Source organism: Brochothrix sp. (genome assembly GCF_017549435.1).
GTDB classification, from domain to species: Bacteria; Bacillota; Bacilli; order Lactobacillales; family Listeriaceae; genus Brochothrix; species Brochothrix thermosphacta.
In genome coordinates this window covers 1-21,280 of record NZ_JAFYUW010000112.1, presented here as the reverse complement: position 1 = coordinate 21,280, position 21,280 = coordinate 1, and the positions used below count along the sequence as shown (strand labels likewise).

Below are 21,280 nucleotides of genomic sequence, written 5' to 3'. Positions count from 1 at the left end.
TTAAATATCTCTTTATATTCTTTTAACATTGCTACGCACGAACCTGAGGGTCCGACAACGTATTCTGCGTTTTTAAACGCCTTGATCTGATTAATCATTGAAGCACGGCTGTCTTTATGATAACCGCTGTTATAAGTAGGTTGACCGCAACAAATTTGCGATCCTGGTAAATCGGTTTTACAACCAAAGCGTTCCAGTACTTCTACCATCGCTTTTCCTACTTCTGGGAACATCATGTCTACTAAACAAGTTGAAAAAATAGTCACTTTCACAGTTTTAGCCTCTTTTCTCTGTTTTGTTTGTGTCTTTGTCCTATTACTCTAGTATAACTTTTTTTAAAACTAATTTCTATTACTAGTCTAAAAAAAAATGAAGATTGACAACTGTTGTGCAATCAATCATAATAAATGTTAATTGAATCTACTTATCCAGAAAGGTGGAGGGACTTGGCCCGCTGATACCTTAGCAACCGGAACGATTGTTCACGGTGCTACATCCAACAGTCATTACTGACAGATAAGTGCTGAACGTTAACATTCAACGTTTAACTCTTTGTCTATTTTGACATTGTAGTTAAGCGTTTTTTATTTTCTTAAGGGGGATGACATATGCATCGTAAAGAAATGGTTCTATTTACTGATAAACCTTTAAATCTTGCATCACACGTACAATTAAAAAACATTACGGTCGCCTATGAAACATATGGCTCTTTAAACAAAAATTCAAGTAATGCCATCCTTATTACACATGCCTTGACTGGGGATGCCCATGTTGCGAAACATAGTGACGACGATCAAGAAGGCTGGTGGGATGACTTTGTTGGTGCAGGTAAAATGTTAGATACAGATACTTATTTTTTAATATGCATTAATGTTTTAGGCGGCTGTTATGGCTCGACTGGACCACAATCGTTTAATCCTGAAACCAATCAACCTTACTTGCTTGATTTTCCAACAATCCATGCAAGTGATATGGTCCGTGTTCAAAAAGAGTTACTTTCACAGCTGGGTATTGATCATCTTTTTTGCGTTGTCGGTGGTTCAATGGGAGGGATTCAAGCCACTCAATGGGCAATTGATTATCCGGACTTCATCTCGGGAGTAATTAATCTTGCATCACCACTTGCCTCAAGTCCTGAAAATGTTGGTTTTAATCATGTGATGCGTCAGCTCATCCTATCTGATCCTCAGTTTAAAAAGGGACGCTATACAGAACAACCACCAATGCTAGCACATGCTAGAATGTTAGCGATGTTAACCTACCGTACAGATCGGATGTTGGATACGCAATTTAGTATGGCCCCTCTTAATGAAAACACAACAACCACTGAAAGTTGGCACCAGTTATTTGATGTTGAATCGTACCTTAATTATCAGGGTGAAAAATTTATCCAACGTTTTGACGCACTCAGTTTTTTATATCTGACACGTATGATCGATTTATTTGATGCTGTTTCTCCTAATCAAAAAAGCACTTCGATTGCCACTGTGCGCACACCCTATCTTTATATTGCCTTCAAAGAAGATCAGCTTTTTAAAATTGAACAATGTCGCTTTGCTCGAACAATTCTTGAAGCTAACAACGTACCCGTTACCTATCATGAATTAAGTTCAATTTATGGGCATGATGCCTTTTTGATTGAATCAGCTAAAATCAGTCCACTTGTTTCACAATTTCTTGCAAAAATAAAAAAAACAAGTCCTGCTAGTTAGGGACTTGTTTCAGCAATAATATTCTTTTATAAATTTTAAATTACTCATCCAAAATGTGATGAGACTGAAGAAAAACGCTGCGATAGTAGGCACGATGAGTGGTGGTGCGTGTACTTATAAATATGAAATCCTGAATGAACGAGGAGTAACGACCTAGATTAGTGTTTTTTCACTTTCTTTACTTCAACTAGCTGAATTGCTTGTTGCGACATACTAACAACTGTAAACTGATAGCCATCTTCTACAATCGACTCGCCTTCTGTAATAGCAAAATTCGTATAAAGTACCCAACCAGCTAGCGTATAAACTAAATGATTGGCTAACTCTGTATTTAGTAATTCATCGACCTCACTTAACGACGTATCACCTGGAATCATGTAATGATCGGGCGCTAAATGACGAATTTGCCCTGCTTCATTAAGACCATCTAAATCACCGACAATGACTTCCAGTATATCTTCCAATGTAACTATACCGCTAGTCCCACCGTACTCATCAGTGACAACGGCAAAATTTTGTTGTTGTTGACGCATCTGCTGTAAGACATCTTGTAAATGCGTCCCCTCAAAAATTTTCATGGCATCGATCATCAGTGACGCCACTGTTCTTTCAAAAATGTTTTGATCGTTCGCCATTTGTGAAATAATTGTTTTAGCATGTAAGATACCTTGCACGTCATCTTTATCATTGTTGCTAACTACTAAATAATTATCAAATGGATGAATTTTAAACATTTCGATTAACTCTTGAATCGTTTGTTCCGCATTAATTGCTTCTACTTCTTTTCGAGGAATCATAATTTCTTGAACCTGCAAATCATCTAATTTAAAGATGTTTTGTACGTATTGATATTCCATCGGATTTACAATACCTTGACGATAACTGTCATTTAAAATAATTTTCAATTCAGTCGGTGTTACACCATTATCTATCTCTGCATTACGTTTCACACCAAAAAGACGTGCAATCATATTTGCTGACTCATTCAATAACCAGTTAAATGGATACATAGCATAATACCAGATTATTAGCGGACGTGCGACAAATAATGCCGTTTTGTCTGCAGCTTGAATCGAGAGTGTTTTAGGTGCTAATTCACCTACAACAACGTTAACATATGTAATCATTAAAAATGAAATCGCTACAGTGACTGGTCGTTCTATCGTGGCATTCAAAGGTAAGATATCAAATAAGGGTTGCAACCATTTATGCATGGTCGCTTCTCCTAACCAACCAATTGCTAATGCTGCTAGTGTATTGCCTAACTGACAAGCAGCAAGGTAATCATTCATCCGTGAAGTGATAATTTTAACATATTTCGCATTTTTATTACCTGATTCTTCTAACTCACGCACTTTTGTAGGCTTTAAAGCAACAATAGCAAACTCGGCAGCAACAAAAAAACCTGTAATTAAAATCAAAACAATCACTAGAATAGAATTGATAATATCCATGATAAATAGCCTTCTTTCAATTATATTAAATTACTGCTATTTTACTTGAGCAAATCAGATAGATAAAGATACACGCCATCTTCTTCATTTGAATAAGGGTTAACATCCGTTGCTAATGCTTTAATTTCTGGCACTGCATTTTGCATAGCAACAGCATTTCCTGCTAACTCAAACATTGGTACATCATTGTAGCTATCACCAAACACCAAAATATTTTCTGGTTTTAAGTGATAATGGTTAAGAACATATCGAATACCCGATGCTTTAGAGATATTTTCTACAATCACTTCAATATTGTTAAGCGATGATGAAAAATTAGCAAAAGGTTGCACTTTTCCTAACGCTGTTAGTCCTTCGTTAAAACGTTCGATTTCTTCCGGATCTCCGTTATAAAAATAAATTTTAGCGATATCATCATGTTCTGAAGCCTCAATCCAATCAATGACGCCATCTTTCATTGCATTTTCACGCGATAAAAATTCACCATCTTCAACTGAAGCCGGTTGCCCGCTCAGTACATGTTGACGTACCCATTGTTCATCTTCTTTATAAATGCGACGTTTTCCAGCGATTGGGTTTAATTCATAATACATATTCACCTCACGCGAACGATCAACGAGTTCATTAACAAGCTCTTTTGTTAACGCGTTTTTTTCTACAAGTTTACCATCTAAATAAACTGCCATCCCATTGGTTGTTACCATTCCTGTTGGTTCAAATGGAATTGGAAAAGCCCCTTTCATCTCTTCAATCGTACGACCCGTACAGATAAAAACATGGTATCCTCGCTCTTTTAATGCCATTAAATAGTTTAACGAACGCTCGCTTGCTGTATTTTCATTGTTTAATAATGTACCATCTAGATCGACAAAAATCACTTTAATTTTTTCTATATTCATTTATACTCACCCTTCTGTAATTAATTACTGTCTTATTAGAATAACACAAATAGTACACGGATGATTCAACGTCTTATTTTTCTTCACTAAGATACGATTATCTTTCATTATTCATCCATAATTTAACAAAAAAACAGCACGTTGACTTTAAAGTCAACATACTGTTTTTGCTTACTTATTTTCCGGCTGTGACTGGTTTCTTCCATAATCCGAGGATAATAGCTGAAACGACAGAACCGATTAACACAGCTAAGACAAACAACCATGGATGGTTTGCTAATGCTGCTAATATAAAACCACCGTGTGGTGCTGGGAAGTTAATCGCCCATACTTGTGTTAAACCACCCGCAATTGCGGCACCAATAACACTTGAAACAATCACGCGGATTGGATCAGCTGCTGCAAATGGAATCGCACCTTCTGTAATAAAGGTTGCACCTAATACATAGTTTGAAATACCTGCTTTACGTTCTTCGCTTGTGAATTTATTTTTAAAGAATGTTGAAGCTAAAGCTGTTGCAAATGGAGGTACCATACCACCAGCCATTACAGCCGCCATCATTAAACCGTTTGTGTTACCACTTGTTGTAAAGACACCAATTGAGAAGGCATAGGCTACTTTGTTAAATGGACCACCCATATCAATTGCCATCATTCCACCGAGAACAACGCCTAGTAAAATTGCGTTCCCCGTTCCCATTGTATCTAACCACGTTGTTAATATTTTATTTAAACCACCGAATAATGGATCGAAGAGATAGTACATGATCCCACCAGTGATAAGGAGACCAAAAATTGGATAAAGTAACATGGGTTTCACACCATCTAATACTTTTGGTAAGTGAACAAAAGCTTTACGTAACATTAAAACAACATAACCGGCAAGGAAACCTGCAGCTAATGCACCTAGGAAACCTGCGTTAGCATGTACTGCCATCAAACCACCGACCATACCAGGCATTAAACCAGGACGATCAGCAATACTCATCGCAATAAAACCAGCTAAAATAGGCATTAAGAAGAGGAATGCACCTGTTTCTCCACCTGAAATTGTTGAAAGTAATTTATAAATAGTGTTGTCTGTTCCAAAATTATTTTCGAAGATAAACGATAGTGCGAGTAGAATACCGCCACCGATAACGAATGGCAACATATGTGAAATCCCATTCATTAAATCTTTATAGATACGGCTACCGATTGATTCATCATTTTCTTTTGAGTTGCTTGTTTCTGTTGATCCGCTACCGTGGAATATCGGTGCATCACCCACAGAAGCACGTGTCACTAATTCTTCCGCTTTACGGAAACCATCAGTTACCGGACGTTTCAATAATGGTTTACCATCAAAACGGTCCATTTCAACTTTTTTATCAGCTGCAATAATAACACCATCTGCACGCGCAATTTCTTCAGCAGTTAACACATTTTTAGCGCCTTCAGAGCCGTTTGTCTCAACGCGTATTTCAATACCTAATTCTGCCCCTTTTTTAAGCAAAGCATCTTCAGACATATAAGTATGAGCAATACCATTTGGACAAGCTGTAACTGCAACAACAAATTTACTTGCTTTTGCTTTTTCTACAGTTGGTGCGGCTGGTGCTTCTTGTTCTGCTTGTTTTGCATCAAACAAAGCAACGACTTCTTCAGGTGTTGTTGTCGCTTCTAATTTTTCAATGAAATCAGCGTCGATTAATAAACGCGATAATGCTGCAATCGTTTGTAAATGTAGATCCGCACCACTCGCAGGTGCTGCTATCATGAAGAACAGTCGTGCAGGTGCGCCATCAAGTGAGTCAAAATCTACACCTGTTTTACTTTTACCGAATACAACTGTCGGTTGAGAAACTGCTTCTGTTTTAGCATGTGGCATCGCAACGCCTTCACCGATACCTGTACTAGTTTGTGCCTCTCGTTCTAAAATCATTTTTTTGAATAAAACAACATCATCAATACGTCCTGCTTTGTCTAAACTGGCAATTAATTCATCCAATGCTGCTTCTTTCGTTGTTGCTGTCATATCCATCACCATTACTTGTGGTAACATTAATTCTGAAATTTTCATTCTATTTCCCTCCTTTTACTTCTGTTACATTCACTGTCGGAATCAAAGCATCGATTTCTTCACGGGTAGCAATATCGTAAGAGAACGCTGTAGCACTACCAGTTGCTACACCTGTTTGGAAAGCTTTCAATAGATCACCTGACTGTACATAAGCACCTACAAAACCACCAATCATTGAATCACCCGCACCGACTGAGTTTTTGACTGTTCCCACTGGCACATTACTTTCAAAAATACCTTCATTAGTAATGAAAACCGCGCCGTCTCCCGCCATTGATACCAATACGTTTTTAGCGCCTCGTTCTAACAATTTATGACCGTACTTAATAATGTCTGCTTTTGTTTTTAATTCCACATTAAACAAATCTGCTAGCTCATGATGATTCGGTTTTACTAATAACGGATGGTGAGCTAACGCACGTTCTAATGCTTCCCCCGTTGTATCAATCACAAATTCAGCTTTTACTTCTTGGCACATCGCAATAATTTTTTCATAAAAATCATTACCTAATGCTGGTGGTACGCTACCTGATAAGATAACAATATCTCCTGCTTGTAAGTTCTTAATTTGAGCAAAAAAACGTGCTGCTTCTTCTGCCGTAATCGCTGGTCCTTGACCATTTATTTCAGTTTCTTCAGTTGCTTTAAGTTTTACATTAATTCGCGTATCATCTGCAATTTGAACAAATTCATTCGCAATTCCAAAATCATTCAATGTTTGTTTGATAAATTCACCTGTGAACCCACCTAAAAATCCTAATGCATGATTTTCCACGTTTAATGCATTCAATACACGTGACACATTAATACCTTTACCACCAGGTAATTTAATATCATTGCTCATGCGATTAACTTCACCCATTTTTAAATCGTTGACTTCGACAATATAATCAATTGCCGGATTAAGAGTAACAGTATAAATCATAATTATCCCTCGATTATTGTTATTTTTTGCGATAAACGTGCACGTTCATCAGCTGTTAACTGATTCGTGATAAGGGTCGCATCCCCACTATCACATATTTTTGAAAAGAAACTACGGTTAATTTTACTGCTATCTGCTAGAATATAAGCAATATTTGCCAAATTAATACCTAAACGTTTAATTTGAGCTTCATCTGGATCAGGTGTTGTATAACCTTTTTCTGTATCAATGCCGTTAGCTCCAATAAACGCTCGATCAAAATGATAACCTTGGATTGTTTCAGAAGCTATCGCTCCAACAGCTGCCAAAGTACTCATTTTTACTTTTCCACCAATCGTATACGTTGTAATGTTACGTTTCGCTAACGCTAACGAATGTGGTAAGCCATTGGTAACCACTGTAACATTTTCAGCGGTAATAAAATGAATCATCGCCAGCGTTGTGGTACCTGCATCAATATAAATACATTCATCATTTTTAATCAGGCAAGCGGCTTCTTGAGCAATACGTAATTTTTGACTGACCTGTTTATCAGCTTTCTCAATCATATCTAATTCTTTCTGCGGTTCGTAAAAACGGGTAGCACCACCGTGAATGCGTTTCAGTAACGTTTTTTCTTCCAATTCACTTAAATCTCTACGAATGGTCGATTCAGAAGCTCCTAATGCAGTTACAAGTTCATTTAATTTCACAATCCCTTGTTGTTCGATTAAGGCAATGATTCGTTGGTGTCTTTCTTCTGTTAACATAATATCCCTCCGCTCGCTTTTATTCTAACACAAGAACAGTCAAAAACAAGTATTTTCTTCCAAAAACAGTCATATAATTGAAAACGTTATCATTATTGACATATTTAGATTTCAAACTAAAAAAAGCCGCACTTCTTTTCTAATGATAATTCGTTCATTAACAGTCAAAAAAACCGTCTATTAGCTTTTTACTCTAATAGACGGCTTTATTTAAAAGTCTTTCTTTTCTACTTTATCTGAGTCTGTCAAAACAAATTCTGTATATACTTCTTGATAACTTCTCCAAAAATCAGAATTCATTTGTGATGATTTATTAGCAATGAGCGCTTCAGCCAATTCAGATGCCAAAATAATCATTTCCTCACCTCCACGTAAAGCTATTTACTTTATTAAATATATGATACAATTAATTATCAGAATAGTCAATCTTTCACTCGAGTTTCATTTAAGCAGCTACCCTAATTAGTTAATTCCTAAGGAGGTCATACTTATATATGAAAAACATTATCACTTTGCAATTGTTAAAAACAGGTATCACTCTTTTTTGTTTGCTCTTAGCTAACGGTTTGACCAATTTTGCTATCAGCCTCGAATTTCTTAAACGAACAGGCAGTAGTATGAGCTTTGGTCTTGGATTAGTAATTGGGCCGCTCACTGGTTTACTTGTTGCAAGCGTTCTATTGAAAGTGATTGATCATTATCCAAAAAAAAACTGGCTTTACTTGGGATAACAGGCATTGCCCTTAGCGCACTGCTCTTTACTTTATTACTTTATTTTACTGCTCTGCCTTTTACACTCATCGCTATTTTTCACTTGGGAAATACGGGGATTTTCATTAGAATGTTTAACTTATCCTTTCTCGCTAGCAACCTCGCCCTTGTTGGTGAAAAAAACCTTGAAAAAGCGAGCGCTGTCGAGCAAGGAACATTTTCACTACTCGTCATTGTTCAACCTGCCCTCGCAGCCTTTTTATGGAATTTTTATGGGATAAAGTTATTGTCTCTCTTCGCTTTTTTATTAACTTTACTCCCTTTTTTACTCATTCTTAGTATGAATTTTTCTCGCTTCGTTCAACCAAAAAAATCAACAGTCTCCGCTACTAATAGCTTTTCTAACAGTTTTAAATTATTGTTTCACCAAACCGTTATTACCAATGTCTTTTGGTTAATGCTTATCTTCAGTTTTTTTATGGCTGGTTATCAAGTATTGTACCCTTTTCTTCTATTGGAACATTATCAAATTCATCCCCTCACATTTGGTATAATCACCTCTATCATAGGAATTGTTGCTGTTTTCGGCAGTATTTTACCTTTTTTTACTCATTCACGCCATTCGCTCAAATTAATTAAATCTGCTCTTATCATTTTTGGTTTTGCCTTTCTTCTACTCGGTAGTTTTTTATTTTTATCCTCTTCCATCACTTTCACTTTAATCAGTTTTATTATTATAGGCTCATTACTGTCATTTATAAACAGTATTATTGAACCGCTATCATATGCCTATGTTCAACGACATGCTGTTCAAGAGACAATTGGCGCTTTAACAACTGTTTACTATACGCTCTTAGAATTAATGATTCCGATTGGAACACTTCTAGCCAGTACTCTCATTCTTTATTTCACTGATTATTTTGTTTTTATTTTATTTGGCGTTTTTATTTTAACTCTTATTCTAATTTTAAATAGAAAGGATAAAAATAATGAAAAATAAACCTTTACTCCTAAATCAAATCATTGGAAAGCGTAATTTAGCTGATAATAAAAAAGATTTGGATTTCAAAAACAACATACTCACTATCTTTAAAAGCCGTCTAGAAACCGCTACTTTCAACTGACCTCTCTCAAGATATTTCATCTTTTTTTAACAGCTAATAAAAAAATAAGCGTGCCTCCTCTAATAAAAAAGGAGACACGCCTATTTTTAATATGATTGAATTAAACAGTTGTAAACGTCCGAGCATTGTGACGAGTATGTGCAATAAGCCATTTGACAACCATTCGTTCAATGTCATCGAACTGCTCAAAGAAACCGTGATCGGCACCTTCTATAATAACCATACGTGAGCCTTCTGGTAAAATATCTTTCACACGTTCGCTACTCTGTTTAAGTACCTTTTCTTCTGCTTGTGTCCCATGAATAATTAGAACAGGCATTTTCACATCACGCCATAATTTATCTTGATTAACATTTTCGAATGTATCGACGAGTGATTGACTGACGCACATTTTTTCACGCCAAGGATCGTTTGGTAAAATTTCGTAGTAAAAACCTTTTGCCTCCAATGATGCTTTCTGCTCATCATCCAACTGAGATATTTCTTTAAAGGGAACAGAACCCGTAACAGGTCCTGTCAAAACCACCGCCAACACATCATCATCAAGTGCATTTAAAGTCACTAAACCGCCTAAACTATGACCATATAACATTAACTTTCGATAACCTCGTGAACGTGTAAATCGTTTCGCTGCTTCTAAATCTGCTATAAATTGATTTAAGGTAATGACAGCATCTGGAGATTCGCCACATCCACCAAAATCAAACGTGAGAACAGTAAAACCTAATTGATTATAACGTTCCGCAATACGTGTAAAGCGATTGCTTGATGTTTTATTTGAAACAAAACCATGCGATAAAATAACCGCTGTATCATTGACACCTTGATACCAATAACCGATTAATTTTGATTGATTTGCTGTTGTGAAAGTGACTTTTTCCATCTGCTATTCCTTTCTGTTGCTATAAAAGCTAACTTTTTTATGTTGTGATGCAAATAATCCAAATCCAACAATAACAAATACTGATGCTAACAATACGTATAATACTGATACCCATGAGCCTGTAACATCATGTAAAAGTCCAAATAATGTTGGCCCCATAGCGGCAAACAGATAACCGACAGCTTGTGACATACCCGCTAAGTCAGACGCCTCACGCACAGTATCTGTTTTTAAATTGTATAACATCATTGATAATCCGAAGGTAAGTCCACCGGCTATACCAATCGCGATTGCTGAGATCCATACAAAAGTGAAACTCTGTTGTGAGATGCTGTAAATCAATCCACTGAACCCGATGAAGAAGGCACCCCCACCAATCCAAACCAAACTACTTTGGTTTTTTAAGCGGTCAGATAATAGTGCAACACCAAATGATGCAGGTAGTTGAGCCATTTGTACAACAAACAATACCCATCCTGCTGTTGCTGGATCCATACCATTATTGCTGAGCATTGTTGGTAACCATGCCACCATACTGTAAAATGAGAGTGACTGAATCCCGAAGAAGACGGTCACTGACCATGCCAATGGATTTTTCCACATATTGACTTTAACAGCTGGCGTTGTCTCTGTTTTCAAAGCAACTTTCGGTGCTTCTGGTTTTAAGAGCATTTGTGGTATCCATAAAACCAATGCTGCGAACGCTACAAGCGCCCATATTCCGGCTGTCATCTTCCATCCTAAACCAAGACCTGCAGATACAGGAACACTTGTACCTGATGCGATAGCGGCTGTAATATTCATAAATAATGTATATAATCCAGTCATATATCCGATACGTAATGGAAAATCCATTTTGATTAGCGCTGGCAATAACACATTTGCAAACGCAATCGACATTCCTACAAAAAATGTTCCAATTAAAAAGATATTTACTCCGCCAAATAAACGGACAATACTAGCAATTAGTAAAAATACGATGGATAAGAACAATACTTTTTTCATACCAAAACGATTACCAATGCGTGATATAAACGGTGAAATAATCGCAAATGCTAATACAGGTAATGTTGTAATTAAACCAGCAACAGTTGCCGAAATATTTAAATCCGCTTTAATTTCATTTGTTAGTGGACCCAAAAGCGTGATGGGTGCTCTTAAGTTCATTGCCAAAACAAAAATTGCTAATAACAGCAAATATTGTTTCGGCTGGTTTTTGATTGACTCTTTCATTTTAAACCTTCCAATCTGAGAGTGAATTCACAATATAAGTCGGTTGTTTCTCAACCGTTTCTAAATCAGCTCGTTGTGTGAAGCCTGATAAAACTAAGAGAGTATCGATGTCACTGTTGATGCCCGCTGAAATATCCGTTAAATAATTGTCACCCACCATTAAAACTTCGTCTTTTGTCAGTTTTAATCGGTCTAACGCTAGATGCATCAATGTTGGAAATGGTTTACCTATAAATGTAGGTTCCTGACTCGTTGCTGTTGCTACAAAAGCAGTTAGAGCACCGTTTCCTGGCATTAAACCTATTTCCATCGGCAGCGCCTTGTCAGGATTAGTTGAGATAAATAACGCACCTTTAGCAATCGCTAATGTTGCATGTGCCAATTCTTTATAAGTAACTTCTGGATTCATTCCAATAATGACAACATCCGGTTGTTCCTCAGTTTGTTGATAGCCTGCCGCTTCTAATTCCTTGAACAAACCAGCTTGTCCAATCGTGTACATCGCTTTTCCACAACCTTGTTCATTTAAATAATGAACGGTTGCTTGTGATGATGTCACCACATCTTTTGCTTCTGCTGGAATGCCCATTTTTTGCAAACGTTCTGCCACTTGTTGTGGTGATGTTGTTGAGTTGTTTGTCACAAAAACATAAGGAATACCTTTATCTGCTAAATGATTAACCATTGTTACAGCTTCTGGTATTGGTTTGCCTCCATGATAAATTGTGCCGTCTAAATCAAATAAATATGCCTTATACTCTGTCATTGCTCTCAACATCTCCTTGTTTAGTATCCGTAACTTCTTCGACTGAATGACTTGTTATTTCTGTCGGTTGCTCTAATTGAGTTTCTGCAACACCTTCGGTTGGTAATGCTGGTGCCATTGACATCGGTAACTTTTTCAAAACAAAGTACGCACAACCAAAATTACAATACTCATACAAATAATCATTTAACGTACTGATACGCGCATCAAAATTAGCTTTTTTGTTACTATCTTCAAAAAAACCTTTTAAACGCAACTTCTCAAAACCCCAATCACCCACGATATAATCGTATTTTTTCAGGACTTCGCTATATCGCTCGAAAAATATTTCTTCTTGAAAACCTTCACGATAGTCACGTGCAATCTCGTAAGGTTGACCATTAATCATCAACATCTTTTCTACCTCTTTTCATTCAATAAATTTTCTTCTACTATATTTCTAATGAACTGTTCGCTTTTCAATGAAACGTCGAGTTCTTTTATGACTGGAAAAAGCGGCGCAAAAATAAAAGTATCTGTCGTTGCTACCTTATATATTTTATCACGTATTATAGGTGTATTATCCCATAAAACGTAACCTTTTTTGTCAAATGTAATACGAGGGAATAAAATTTGACCAAAGACCTCACCTCTAAAGCCGTAACCTCTCAACGGGTAGTCTCGTAAACTATCGGCTTGTTCCATTATTTTCCTTGCTAAAAAAATTAATTGATTGCCTGTTAAACTTAGTACAAAAGGGTTTAACGGATGAGGTAAACATTGATGTATATCAAAACGAGTAATATCGCCTCGAGGTAAATCGGTTAAATAGATTCCCGCGTTCACTAAAAATGTATCTGCCTCTACCGCTTCACATATACTCTGATTCACAAAAGCAGACAGTTCACTTTCCTCATACCAACTATGAGTAAGTTCATGCGGCCGTGTCGCAACAACCTGACTCAATAATTGTTTGCCTGTTTCAAAAAACAATTGTGTTTGCAGATGATCTTTTGTGGTAGCTACTAGGTTATCTACTTTATGTGCAATTGCCTCTTTAGACACAATCGTTTCAGAGTTGAAGTTTAATGTTACTTCCCCAACATATTCCCCATAACGACCACAAGCTGCTAACAAAACACCATTAACAAACTTTCCCTCTTCAAGTAAATGATGTGTATGTGAACCAAGAATTAATGTAATTTCAGGATAACGTTCAGCAATTTTTTCGTCCATTGGTAAACCAAGATGGGATAGGAGAATAATCGTTGACACATCTTCTGGTAAACTGGCTAACACGCGTTCTAACGCAGCAATGGGTTCTTCCGTTTCCCAATCAAGTAAATCATAAAATTGTGAAAAAATAACGGTTAAGGCTATTACAGCGATTTTCTCATTGTCACGTTCATAAATAACAAAATCTTTAAAAGGACTCATTGTATTTTGAATATTGGCGCACAACACATCCCCTGTGTAGTCATCATAAAGATGCTGTAATTGTTCTTTAGATAATGTTGTGCCTTCATTATTACCAATTGTAACTGCATCATATGGAATATGATTTAAGAGGCTTGTATTCGCTTGTCCTGCAGTTGCTTCAGTTAAAGGATGCACACGATCAATAAAATCACCAATATCAAAAAAGAGCGCTTTATCGTCAGTCGCTTTCTTCTCCTGTAAAAAACGTTCTATTTTAGGCCAATTTTCCAAGTGGCTATGTATATCATTGGTATGATAAATTTTTAATTGCACGCATCTTCCCCCTTCAAACAACTTGTCTATTAATGAGTATGAAAACTTTGAGTTTGTTTATTTACTATATTTTAACCTACTTTGTTAAAAAAGGCATCTTTTAATTCCTTGCTTTTTAGTCGGATTAATAAAATCCATACAATTATTAAAATTAGATGATAAATTTCTCATTTTTTTCACATTTAGCATTGCATTTTTTAAATTTAAGCCTATAATTATGATTGTTATTAAAATATATCGTAAGGAGGCGCTCAAATGTCGCCACATTATTCATCAGTCGTTCTACGCTTTTTTGTTCAACTTGCTATCTTTATTATTATCAGTGTAGTCGGGTTTTATCTTTGTGATTGGTTAATCAGCAGATTTCTACCTAATCATCACTGGGCGACATTCGCACGTCTCGTAGCAGGCTGTATTATTTTCACTTATGCCCTCTCATTTAATCAAAAATTATGTTATGCAAAAATGAGCCGTCGCCAACGTGAAGACGCTAAATAATTGTCTTTTAAATTTTTCCAACGTAATGTATCACACTTAAATTAAACAGCATCGCCTAAATTCGTAAGTGAATTTAAGCGGTGCTGTTTTTTTATAGCCTTAATCGTTCACTTAGAACTATTATCTTTACTTTAAATAAATTTTCTTGAAATCAATAATATCTTTTTTAGAAAAACCAATCACTTCAGAAAGATAATTTTCAACTGAACCAAACGTATTATCCATTGTTTCTAATGCATTGAGGATATACGCCCCATTTACTTCCAATCCACGTTTTATTGCTTGTGCAACGACTGGTTCTAATGAAGTAGTTGCTAATATCTGCGACATCATTCGCTCATTCTCAACCGCACGACCTGGGTTGCTAAGTAAATAATCACGTAAAATCGTTTTATTGTCCACTGCTAAGGTTTTAAGTACTAATGCTGCTGCAAAGCCCGTACGATCTTTTCCAGCCGCACAATGCCAATATGTCGCCGTGTCTGGTGTTGCTAACAAATCGTGCATAAATGCGCGATATCCTGTTTGCGCCGATTCATCTGTTACCAAGCGACGGTTGATATTCAATAAGTAGTCATTGGATTCTGGTGCTTTAGCTACTTCTGCAATGATATCCTCAAGACTTGCACCATGACCTAAGTCCGTCATTACGGCGATGTGAATATCTTCAACACCCTCAATTTTTTGATTAGGTAACTCCGAAATCTCAGCTAACGTTCTAAAATCAACCACACGTCGTATATTAAGCGTATCATGGATCATCACTTTGTCATGATTTGTTACAGCATTTAAGGCTGCACCACGTATCAATCGATGCGGCTTAATCACACGATTTTCAGTTGTTAAATAATTGCCTAGATCTCTCACATTGACTGCACCTTCTAATTCTATAAACGGATTGTGTAAATTCTTCATCATTTTCATAGTCATTATTCTCCTTCATCAAATAAATTTAACTGACGGTTAGCAAGTCCTTCGTAGTGCAAACCACTTATTTTTTGCAAACTTAAACCATTGTCAGCTGCATCACCACCTGAGTTGTTATTGAAAACAATGTACAATGGCACTTTTATCTCTAAGCTTTTCTTCTGAATATCTACTAACTCAGCTTCTGAATAACGATACAAAGTTCTCACTTCACGCCATTCATCACCATCTGTTCTTTTAGCCTGTACCCACCCTGCTTCATTACGACCATGTAGACGAATAAAGGCTTTTGAAGCAGTCACACGATTGATATAAGGCACTGTACTTTCTCCTACCTGTGGTTGATCAACGATTGTGTGTATATAACGCTGCTGTTCTAAAAAATGAAACATCTCTGCTTGTACAAGTTTGTCATACCAACTTGCATGTCTAAACTCGATTGCAACTTCGACAGGGAGCCATGCTCTTATTTTTTTTAAGTAGGCAATATTCTTAGCCGAACAGGTGAAATAAGGTGGAAATTGAAACAGAATAAATGCGAGTTTATTCGCTTTAGTCATTGGTTCAAACGCTTCCATAAAAGATGCAAACACTTCTTTTTGTTGACTTTCATCTAATTGATCGACATCAGTAACATCATGCAAAGTCATTTGACGATTAGCTTTGACAATAAACTCAAATGTTGTCGGAGTACGTTGAACCCAACGTTCGACCGATGAAACACGTGGTATCGCGTAAAAAGATGTATCAACTTCAACAACTGGAAAATAGGCTGCATAATCTTCTAGCTGTTGACGCTGAGGTCCATGATACACGCGTGGGTGGTCTGTCCAACCAGTCAATCCTATTTTCCACATCATTATTCGACTCCTTCTAGTTCTGTCTTCTCTATCATATCGTTACATTTAACTGGTTGCAAAGATTTCTCTGCCATCCTGCTGATTTGTTTACTTTACTCTTAAAAAGAGAAAAAACACTCTGATAAAAATATCAGAATGTTTCTCTTATTAATGCATGAGGTTGATTTACTTTTATATTCTCTAGTAAATCTCACCAAAACTTGTGGAATTTCAAAAATATCATTTTGTTAAAAAACAACAAACTCTTATTTTTTCCAATTTATTCAGAGCTAGACGTTTGTGTTTACTTTTATCTCCAGTAAAAACAAACAACTCTTTTTAAATTTCAAAAATATCATTTTGTTAAAAAAACAAACTTTTATTTTTTCCAATTTATTCAGAGCTAGACGTTTGTGTTTACTTTTATCATACAATTAAATTAAGTGCCAATGCGCCACCTAATCCTACAATTGAAATCACAGTTTCCAGAGCTGTCCAAGTTGCAAACGTCTCTTTAATTGACAGATTAAAGTACTCTTTAAACATCCAGAAACCTGCATCATTAACATGTGAAGCAATTAAGCTTCCCGCTCCAGTTGCAATAACCATTAAGGCTGGATTTGTTCCAGTAGCTGCCATCAATGGAACTACCAATCCTGCTGCTGTTAAAGCCGCAACAGTTGCTGATCCTAGACAAATACGTAAAACAGCTGCAATCAACCATGCTAAAATAATTGGTGATAAACTTGAATCTGTAAACATTTTAGCAACGTAGTCACCAACGCCACCCTCTACAAGTACTTGTTTAAAAGCACCACCACCACCGATAATAAGTAACATCATTGCAATTTGTTGAATTGCTTTTGACATTGAATTCATAAGCTCTTTCATCGGAATCTTACGGGCAATTCCCATGCTATAAATCGCGAATAACAAGGATAACAACATTGCCATACCTGGTGTACCGATGAAAGCAATCGCTTCATCTACTTTAATATTACTACTGAAAGTTAGTGACTCTTTAAGTAACTCGTAGACCGTTGCAATAGCCATTAAAATAACTGGAAATAACGCAGTTAATGTACTTATACCAAATCCCGGTGTTTCTTTAAGTTCGAATTTTTTTTGTTCGCCTAAAGCAGCAATGTTACCTGTTCGAGCAAATGCATCTGGTACAATTTTTTTTGCGAATTTAGTATAAAGTGGCCCTGCAATTAAAGCGGTTGGAATCGCAATAATCATGCCGTATAAAATTACCATACCAATATTTGCTTTGTAAATTAACGCAATCGCTGTTGGTGCTGGGTGTGGAGGTAAAAATCCATGTGTTACAGATAAAGCTGCCGCCATTGGAATCCCTAAGTATAAAATCGAAATCCCCAATTCACTTGCAATTGTAAAAATAATTGGAATTAAAAGTACTAAACCTACTTCAAAGAAGAGTGCAATACCAATAATGAATGAGGCAATGAGAACAGCAATTTGTATTTTTTTACGCCCAAATTTATTAATTAAAGTAACCGATATACGATAAGCGCCACCTGAATCTGCCACTAGCTTACCAAGTACGGCTCCAAAACCAAATACAAGGGCTAAATGACCTAATTGACTACCGATCCCTGCTTCAACCACACCAATAATTTTATTCATAGGAATACCTAATGCAATCCCTACACCTATTGCTACTATCACTAATGATACAAATGTGTTCAGTTTAAATTGAATAATGAGTAATAATAAAACGATAATTCCGATTCCGACAATAACTAACTCCATTTATTCCGCCCCCCCTAACTATAATGTATATTTACGTTGAAAATCAGCTAATGTTGCAAATTCTGTTTGTAATAATCGTGTTGTTCGAATAAAGATAGGAAAAAGTTCACGGTAAGCCTCGAAATGTGCCTTATTTGGAATATGAGTATGTGTCACACCAACCATAGACGATACCGATTCTAATGAATTGACTAAATCCAGTTCTTCCATTGCGAGCACTGCTGCTCCTAAACACGAACTTTCAAAGCTTTCAGGGATAACCACCTCTTGTTCAAAAATATCAGCGAGCAACTGACGCCATAAACTAGAACGAGCGAAACCTCCCGTTGCATGAATACGTTTAGGTAATGGTGCAATTTCTTCTAATACTAGTAGCACACTGTATAAATTAAAAACAATCCCTTCAAGTGCCGCTCTAATCATGTGATCACGTGTATGTCTATGTGTTAAACCAATAAATGCCCCTTTTGCATCAGCATCCCATAATGGTGCACGTTCACCGCCTAAAAACGGATGAAAGATTAAACCATTTGACCCTGCCGCAATTTGACTTGCTTTTTCAGTTAAAAGATTGTAATTTTCACTATTTGTTAATGTGTCTGATGGATAGAGCTGATCGCGCACCCAACGAAATACAATCCCACCATTGTTTACAGCACCGCCAATTACCCATCGATCTTTTGTTAATGCGTAACAGAAAGTACGTCCTTTCGGATCAACACGTGGTTCATTAACAACCATTCGTACAGCACCACTTGTACCTATTGTTAGGGCTAATGTTTTGCCGTCAATCGCATTAACGCCAAGATTAGATAACACTCCATCGCTAGCACCTATAAAAAATGGCATTGATACAGGTAAGCCCATGACATGCGCATATTCCTTATCTAGCCCGGTAATTGAAACATTTGTTTCAACGACCTCTGACAGATAGCTAGGATCTATTTCTAATAAATCAAGTACACCTTCATCCCAATCTAACGTATGAATGTTGTACATTCCTGTTGCTGATGCAATTGACATATCAACTATACGACGTTTAAATAATCTCAAAAAAATGTATTCTTTAATCCCGATAAAATAACGCGCTTTTTTATATAGAGCTGGTTCATCGTTTTTCAACCATAATAACTTACTTAGAGGCGACATCGGATGTAAAGGTGTACCTGTTCGTTTGTATATTTCTATCCCGTTTAGTTCATCTTTAATATGTTGTGTCCAACGATGCGCTCGATTATCAGCCCATGTAATTGATTGTGTCACTAATTGTTCTTCTTTATCTAATAAAATCAAGCTATGCATTGCACTTGAGAATGAAACGCCTGCAATTCGACTTCTATTTACACCAGCGTCACGAACAATATTTGAGATAACGCTTACAACTGCAGTTAAAATTTCATCAGGATTTTGCTCTGCTTTATCTGGTTGATCTTGAATTAATGAATATAATTTATCTGATGTGGCTATCACTGTGCCATCTGTATCATAAAGCACACCTTTTGTACTTGTTGTACCGATGTCCATACCGATTACTAAATCTAACGCTGTCATTTTAACACCCCTTTATTCAATTGTCCTACTTCTTCCCAGTCATAGGACGTCATACGTCTATCTACAATAGAATGATAACGCTTACACGTTTATTTGTCAATACTATACTGAAAGAATGTTTTGTTTTCTGTCACATTCTATCAATCGCCTAAGGTGTTTAAATACTATTCATAATCAGTTTTTTATTGCAATAGAAAGCATATGAAAAAGAAGCAGTATCGGTAATTACACCAATACTACTTTATTTGAACTAACTTTAGTTACTGTATGCTACTTAGGATTTATTGCAAGGCTTTATTCAATGTGAAGCGCTGTTTTATTGTATTGTAAATGAGCTGCCATTTGTTTTTTTGCTTCTGTACCATCACCTTGTTTAATCGCCGAAACAATTGCAGCATGGGTTTTTATTGTTTCGTCTTTCAAATGACGATTAGTTAAATCAATAAACAATGAGATTGCTGTTTGAATAATCGGTATTAGTGATGGTACCACTAAATTCCGACTTGATTTAGCAATTAGCGTATGCAACTCAATATCTAATTCTTCATGATTGCAGTCATTTTGAATTAAATTTTCAATTGCAAGACATAGAGCCTCCATCTGTTCAATTTCTGAGACTGTTGCATGTTCAGCTGCCAATCGTGCAATTTCAGGCTCAATTATACTTCTCATTTCCATCAAATCTTGGCTCAGTTTTTTCTTATCCGCAATAAAACTTAACCCCAAAGGATCCTCCGAAATACCAGGTGTTTCAGATACAAAGGTTCCTGTACCTCGACGAATTTCTACGATATTACGCGCAGCCATAAGCTTAATAGCCTCACGAATAGTCCCACGCCCTACATTAAGTTCTGTCGCTAACTCGAACTCATTAGGTAATTTATCGCCAATGTTGTATTTTTGACTTTTAATTAATTCTTCTAAATTGTTAGCAACTACCTGCGCTAAAGGTTGTCTTGTTTTTTTTATTTCTTCAGTCATAGTTGTATCCTACTTTCACTTTATTTGCGTATATATCTTCTATTATAGCAGTATTCTTGAAAGATTAACGATGTACCTTATTGAGTATTTATGAAAAATAAAAAAGTTGAGATGCTTTAACATCTCAACTCAGACTATCTATACGTTAGTAACATGGACTTTTATTGTCATCAAATAAATTAGCTTTTAACTATTGGTGTCGCGTAAACAATATAACGGTCAGGAGCATCCCCAATAAATGAAAAGGGATAGCACGTGCTCAATGTCAACAGCTCTTCATCCATATCACGAATAACAGATAGATCATTTGCATCTACTATTTCAGTAGATTTAAGTTCATACTCATAGTTGCCATAAGGCATCTCAACTATAAAACGATCACCTTGTTTTAAATCACCTAACTTAGTAAAAACGGTATTTCTATGTCCTGAGAACAATATTTGTTTTTTTTGGCCAGGC

The 21,280-nt window shown here is 36.3% G+C and carries 22 protein-coding genes and 1 riboswitch; of the genes, 4 read left to right on the top strand and 18 right to left on the bottom strand.

The genetic code is table 11. The features are described 5' to 3' along the window. The coding region (locus tag IKV95_RS07385) for a heterodisulfide reductase-related iron-sulfur binding cluster (protein WP_287451588.1) at positions 1-272 on the bottom strand (272 nt) is incomplete at its 3' end. Between the two features lie 149 nt (positions 273-421). Continuing rightward, positions 422-523: riboswitch (SAM riboswitch) on the top strand. Between the two features lie 85 nt (positions 524-608). Here IKV95_RS07385 and metX point away from each other — a divergent pair. After that, positions 609-1,712, top strand: a complete 1,104-nt coding sequence (metX, locus tag IKV95_RS07380) for a homoserine O-acetyltransferase MetX (RefSeq protein ID WP_029090703.1) — start codon at positions 609-611, stop codon at positions 1,710-1,712. A 158-nt stretch (positions 1,713-1,870) separates the two neighbouring features. On the opposite strand, the gene IKV95_RS07375 is transcribed toward metX, so the two are convergent. The 6 genes from IKV95_RS07375 to IKV95_RS07350 all read right to left on the bottom strand — a co-directional run bounded on the left by IKV95_RS07375 (position 1,871) and on the right by IKV95_RS07350 (position 8,158). Further along, the gene (locus tag IKV95_RS07375; RefSeq protein WP_069118664.1) at positions 1,871-3,166 is read right to left on the bottom strand and encodes a hemolysin family protein; all 1,296 of its coding nucleotides are present in this window, start codon (positions 3,164-3,166) and stop codon (positions 1,871-1,873) included. A 41-nt stretch (positions 3,167-3,207) separates the two neighbouring features. Then, on the bottom strand, positions 3,208-4,065 hold the full coding sequence (locus IKV95_RS07370; RefSeq protein WP_069125733.1) for a Cof-type HAD-IIB family hydrolase: 858 nt from the start codon (positions 4,063-4,065) through the stop codon (positions 3,208-3,210). Positions 4,066-4,240: 175 nt separating this feature from the next. Beyond that, positions 4,241-6,127 carry a PTS fructose transporter subunit IIABC gene (locus IKV95_RS07365; protein ID WP_287451586.1) on the bottom strand — a complete coding sequence of 629 codons (1,887 nt, stop codon included), beginning with the start codon at positions 6,125-6,127 and terminating at the stop codon, positions 4,241-4,243. A gap of 1 nt (position 6,128) precedes the next feature. Beyond that, positions 6,129-7,052 carry a 1-phosphofructokinase gene (gene pfkB, locus IKV95_RS07360; protein ID WP_069118667.1) on the bottom strand — a complete coding sequence of 308 codons (924 nt, stop codon included), beginning with the start codon at positions 7,050-7,052 and terminating at the stop codon, positions 6,129-6,131. Between the two features lie 2 nt (positions 7,053-7,054). Further along, entirely contained in the window at positions 7,055-7,801 is a 747-nt protein-coding gene (locus IKV95_RS07355; RefSeq protein WP_287451585.1) for a DeoR/GlpR family DNA-binding transcription regulator, read from the bottom strand. Between the two features lie 210 nt (positions 7,802-8,011). Further along, positions 8,012-8,158 (bottom strand): hypothetical protein, encoded by a 147-nt coding sequence (locus tag IKV95_RS07350; protein ID WP_154657727.1) that lies wholly within the window; start codon positions 8,156-8,158, stop codon positions 8,012-8,014. Between the two features lie 137 nt (positions 8,159-8,295). Between IKV95_RS07350 and IKV95_RS07345 the strand changes: the two genes are divergently transcribed. Both IKV95_RS07345 and IKV95_RS07340 read left to right on the top strand, forming a co-directional pair. Continuing rightward, positions 8,296-8,532, top strand: coding sequence for a hypothetical protein (locus IKV95_RS07345; protein ID WP_120487158.1), 237 nt, complete (start codon positions 8,296-8,298; stop codon positions 8,530-8,532). Continuing rightward, positions 8,514-9,512 (top strand): MFS transporter, encoded by a 999-nt coding sequence (locus IKV95_RS07340; protein ID WP_120487156.1) that lies wholly within the window; start codon positions 8,514-8,516, stop codon positions 9,510-9,512. The genes IKV95_RS07345 and IKV95_RS07340 overlap by 19 nt, the downstream gene beginning before the upstream one ends. Positions 9,513-9,736: 224 nt before the next feature. Here the strand turns inward: IKV95_RS07340 and IKV95_RS07335 are convergent, their stop codons facing one another. The 5 genes from IKV95_RS07335 to IKV95_RS07315 are packed head-to-tail and all read right to left on the bottom strand — an operon-like array spanning position 9,737 to position 14,249. After that, a complete protein-coding gene (locus tag IKV95_RS07335) occupies positions 9,737-10,519 on the bottom strand; it encodes an alpha/beta hydrolase (protein WP_069118671.1) in 783 nt (260 codons plus the stop codon). 3 nt (positions 10,520-10,522) lie between these two features. Next, complete coding sequence (locus IKV95_RS07330; protein WP_036026764.1) at positions 10,523-11,752, bottom strand: CynX/NimT family MFS transporter; 1,230 nt, start codon at positions 11,750-11,752, stop codon at positions 10,523-10,525. Between the two features lies 1 nt (position 11,753). Further along, entirely contained in the window at positions 11,754-12,518 is a 765-nt protein-coding gene (locus IKV95_RS07325; protein ID WP_029090711.1) for a TIGR01457 family HAD-type hydrolase, read from the bottom strand. Then, on the bottom strand, positions 12,505-12,912 hold the full coding sequence (locus tag IKV95_RS07320) for a YutD family protein (RefSeq protein WP_069124588.1): 408 nt from the start codon (positions 12,910-12,912) through the stop codon (positions 12,505-12,507). The genes IKV95_RS07325 and IKV95_RS07320 overlap by 14 nt, the downstream gene beginning before the upstream one ends. Positions 12,913-12,917: 5 nt before the next feature. Next, positions 12,918-14,249, bottom strand: a complete 1,332-nt coding sequence (locus IKV95_RS07315) for a bifunctional metallophosphatase/5'-nucleotidase (protein ID WP_036026765.1) — start codon at positions 14,247-14,249, stop codon at positions 12,918-12,920. Between the two features lie 255 nt (positions 14,250-14,504). Here IKV95_RS07315 and IKV95_RS07310 point away from each other — a divergent pair, with 255 nt between their 5' ends. Then, entirely contained in the window at positions 14,505-14,747 is a 243-nt protein-coding gene (locus IKV95_RS07310) for a hypothetical protein (protein WP_029090713.1), read from the top strand. Between the two features lie 126 nt (positions 14,748-14,873). Here the strand turns inward: IKV95_RS07310 and IKV95_RS07305 are convergent, their stop codons facing one another. The 6 genes from IKV95_RS07305 to IKV95_RS07280 all read right to left on the bottom strand — a co-directional run. Next, positions 14,874-15,671 carry a tyrosine-protein phosphatase gene (locus tag IKV95_RS07305; protein WP_069127986.1) on the bottom strand — a complete coding sequence of 266 codons (798 nt, stop codon included), beginning with the start codon at positions 15,669-15,671 and terminating at the stop codon, positions 14,874-14,876. Between the two features lie 5 nt (positions 15,672-15,676). Then, positions 15,677-16,534 (bottom strand): DUF72 domain-containing protein, encoded by an 858-nt coding sequence (locus tag IKV95_RS07300; RefSeq protein ID WP_081314004.1) that lies wholly within the window; start codon positions 16,532-16,534, stop codon positions 15,677-15,679. Between the two features lie 405 nt (positions 16,535-16,939). Then, positions 16,940-18,289, bottom strand: coding sequence for a gluconate:H+ symporter (locus IKV95_RS07295; RefSeq protein WP_287451583.1), 1,350 nt, complete (start codon positions 18,287-18,289; stop codon positions 16,940-16,942). Positions 18,290-18,307: 18 nt separating this feature from the next. After that, entirely contained in the window at positions 18,308-19,840 is a 1,533-nt protein-coding gene (gene gntK, locus IKV95_RS07290; protein ID WP_069118675.1) for a gluconokinase, read from the bottom strand. 294 nt (positions 19,841-20,134) lie between these two features. Then, positions 20,135-20,821, bottom strand: a complete 687-nt coding sequence (locus tag IKV95_RS07285; protein ID WP_069118676.1) for a FadR/GntR family transcriptional regulator — start codon at positions 20,819-20,821, stop codon at positions 20,135-20,137. Between the two features lie 179 nt (positions 20,822-21,000). Then, the coding region (locus IKV95_RS07280) for a sortase (RefSeq protein ID WP_287451581.1) at positions 21,001-21,280 on the bottom strand (280 nt) is incomplete at its 5' end.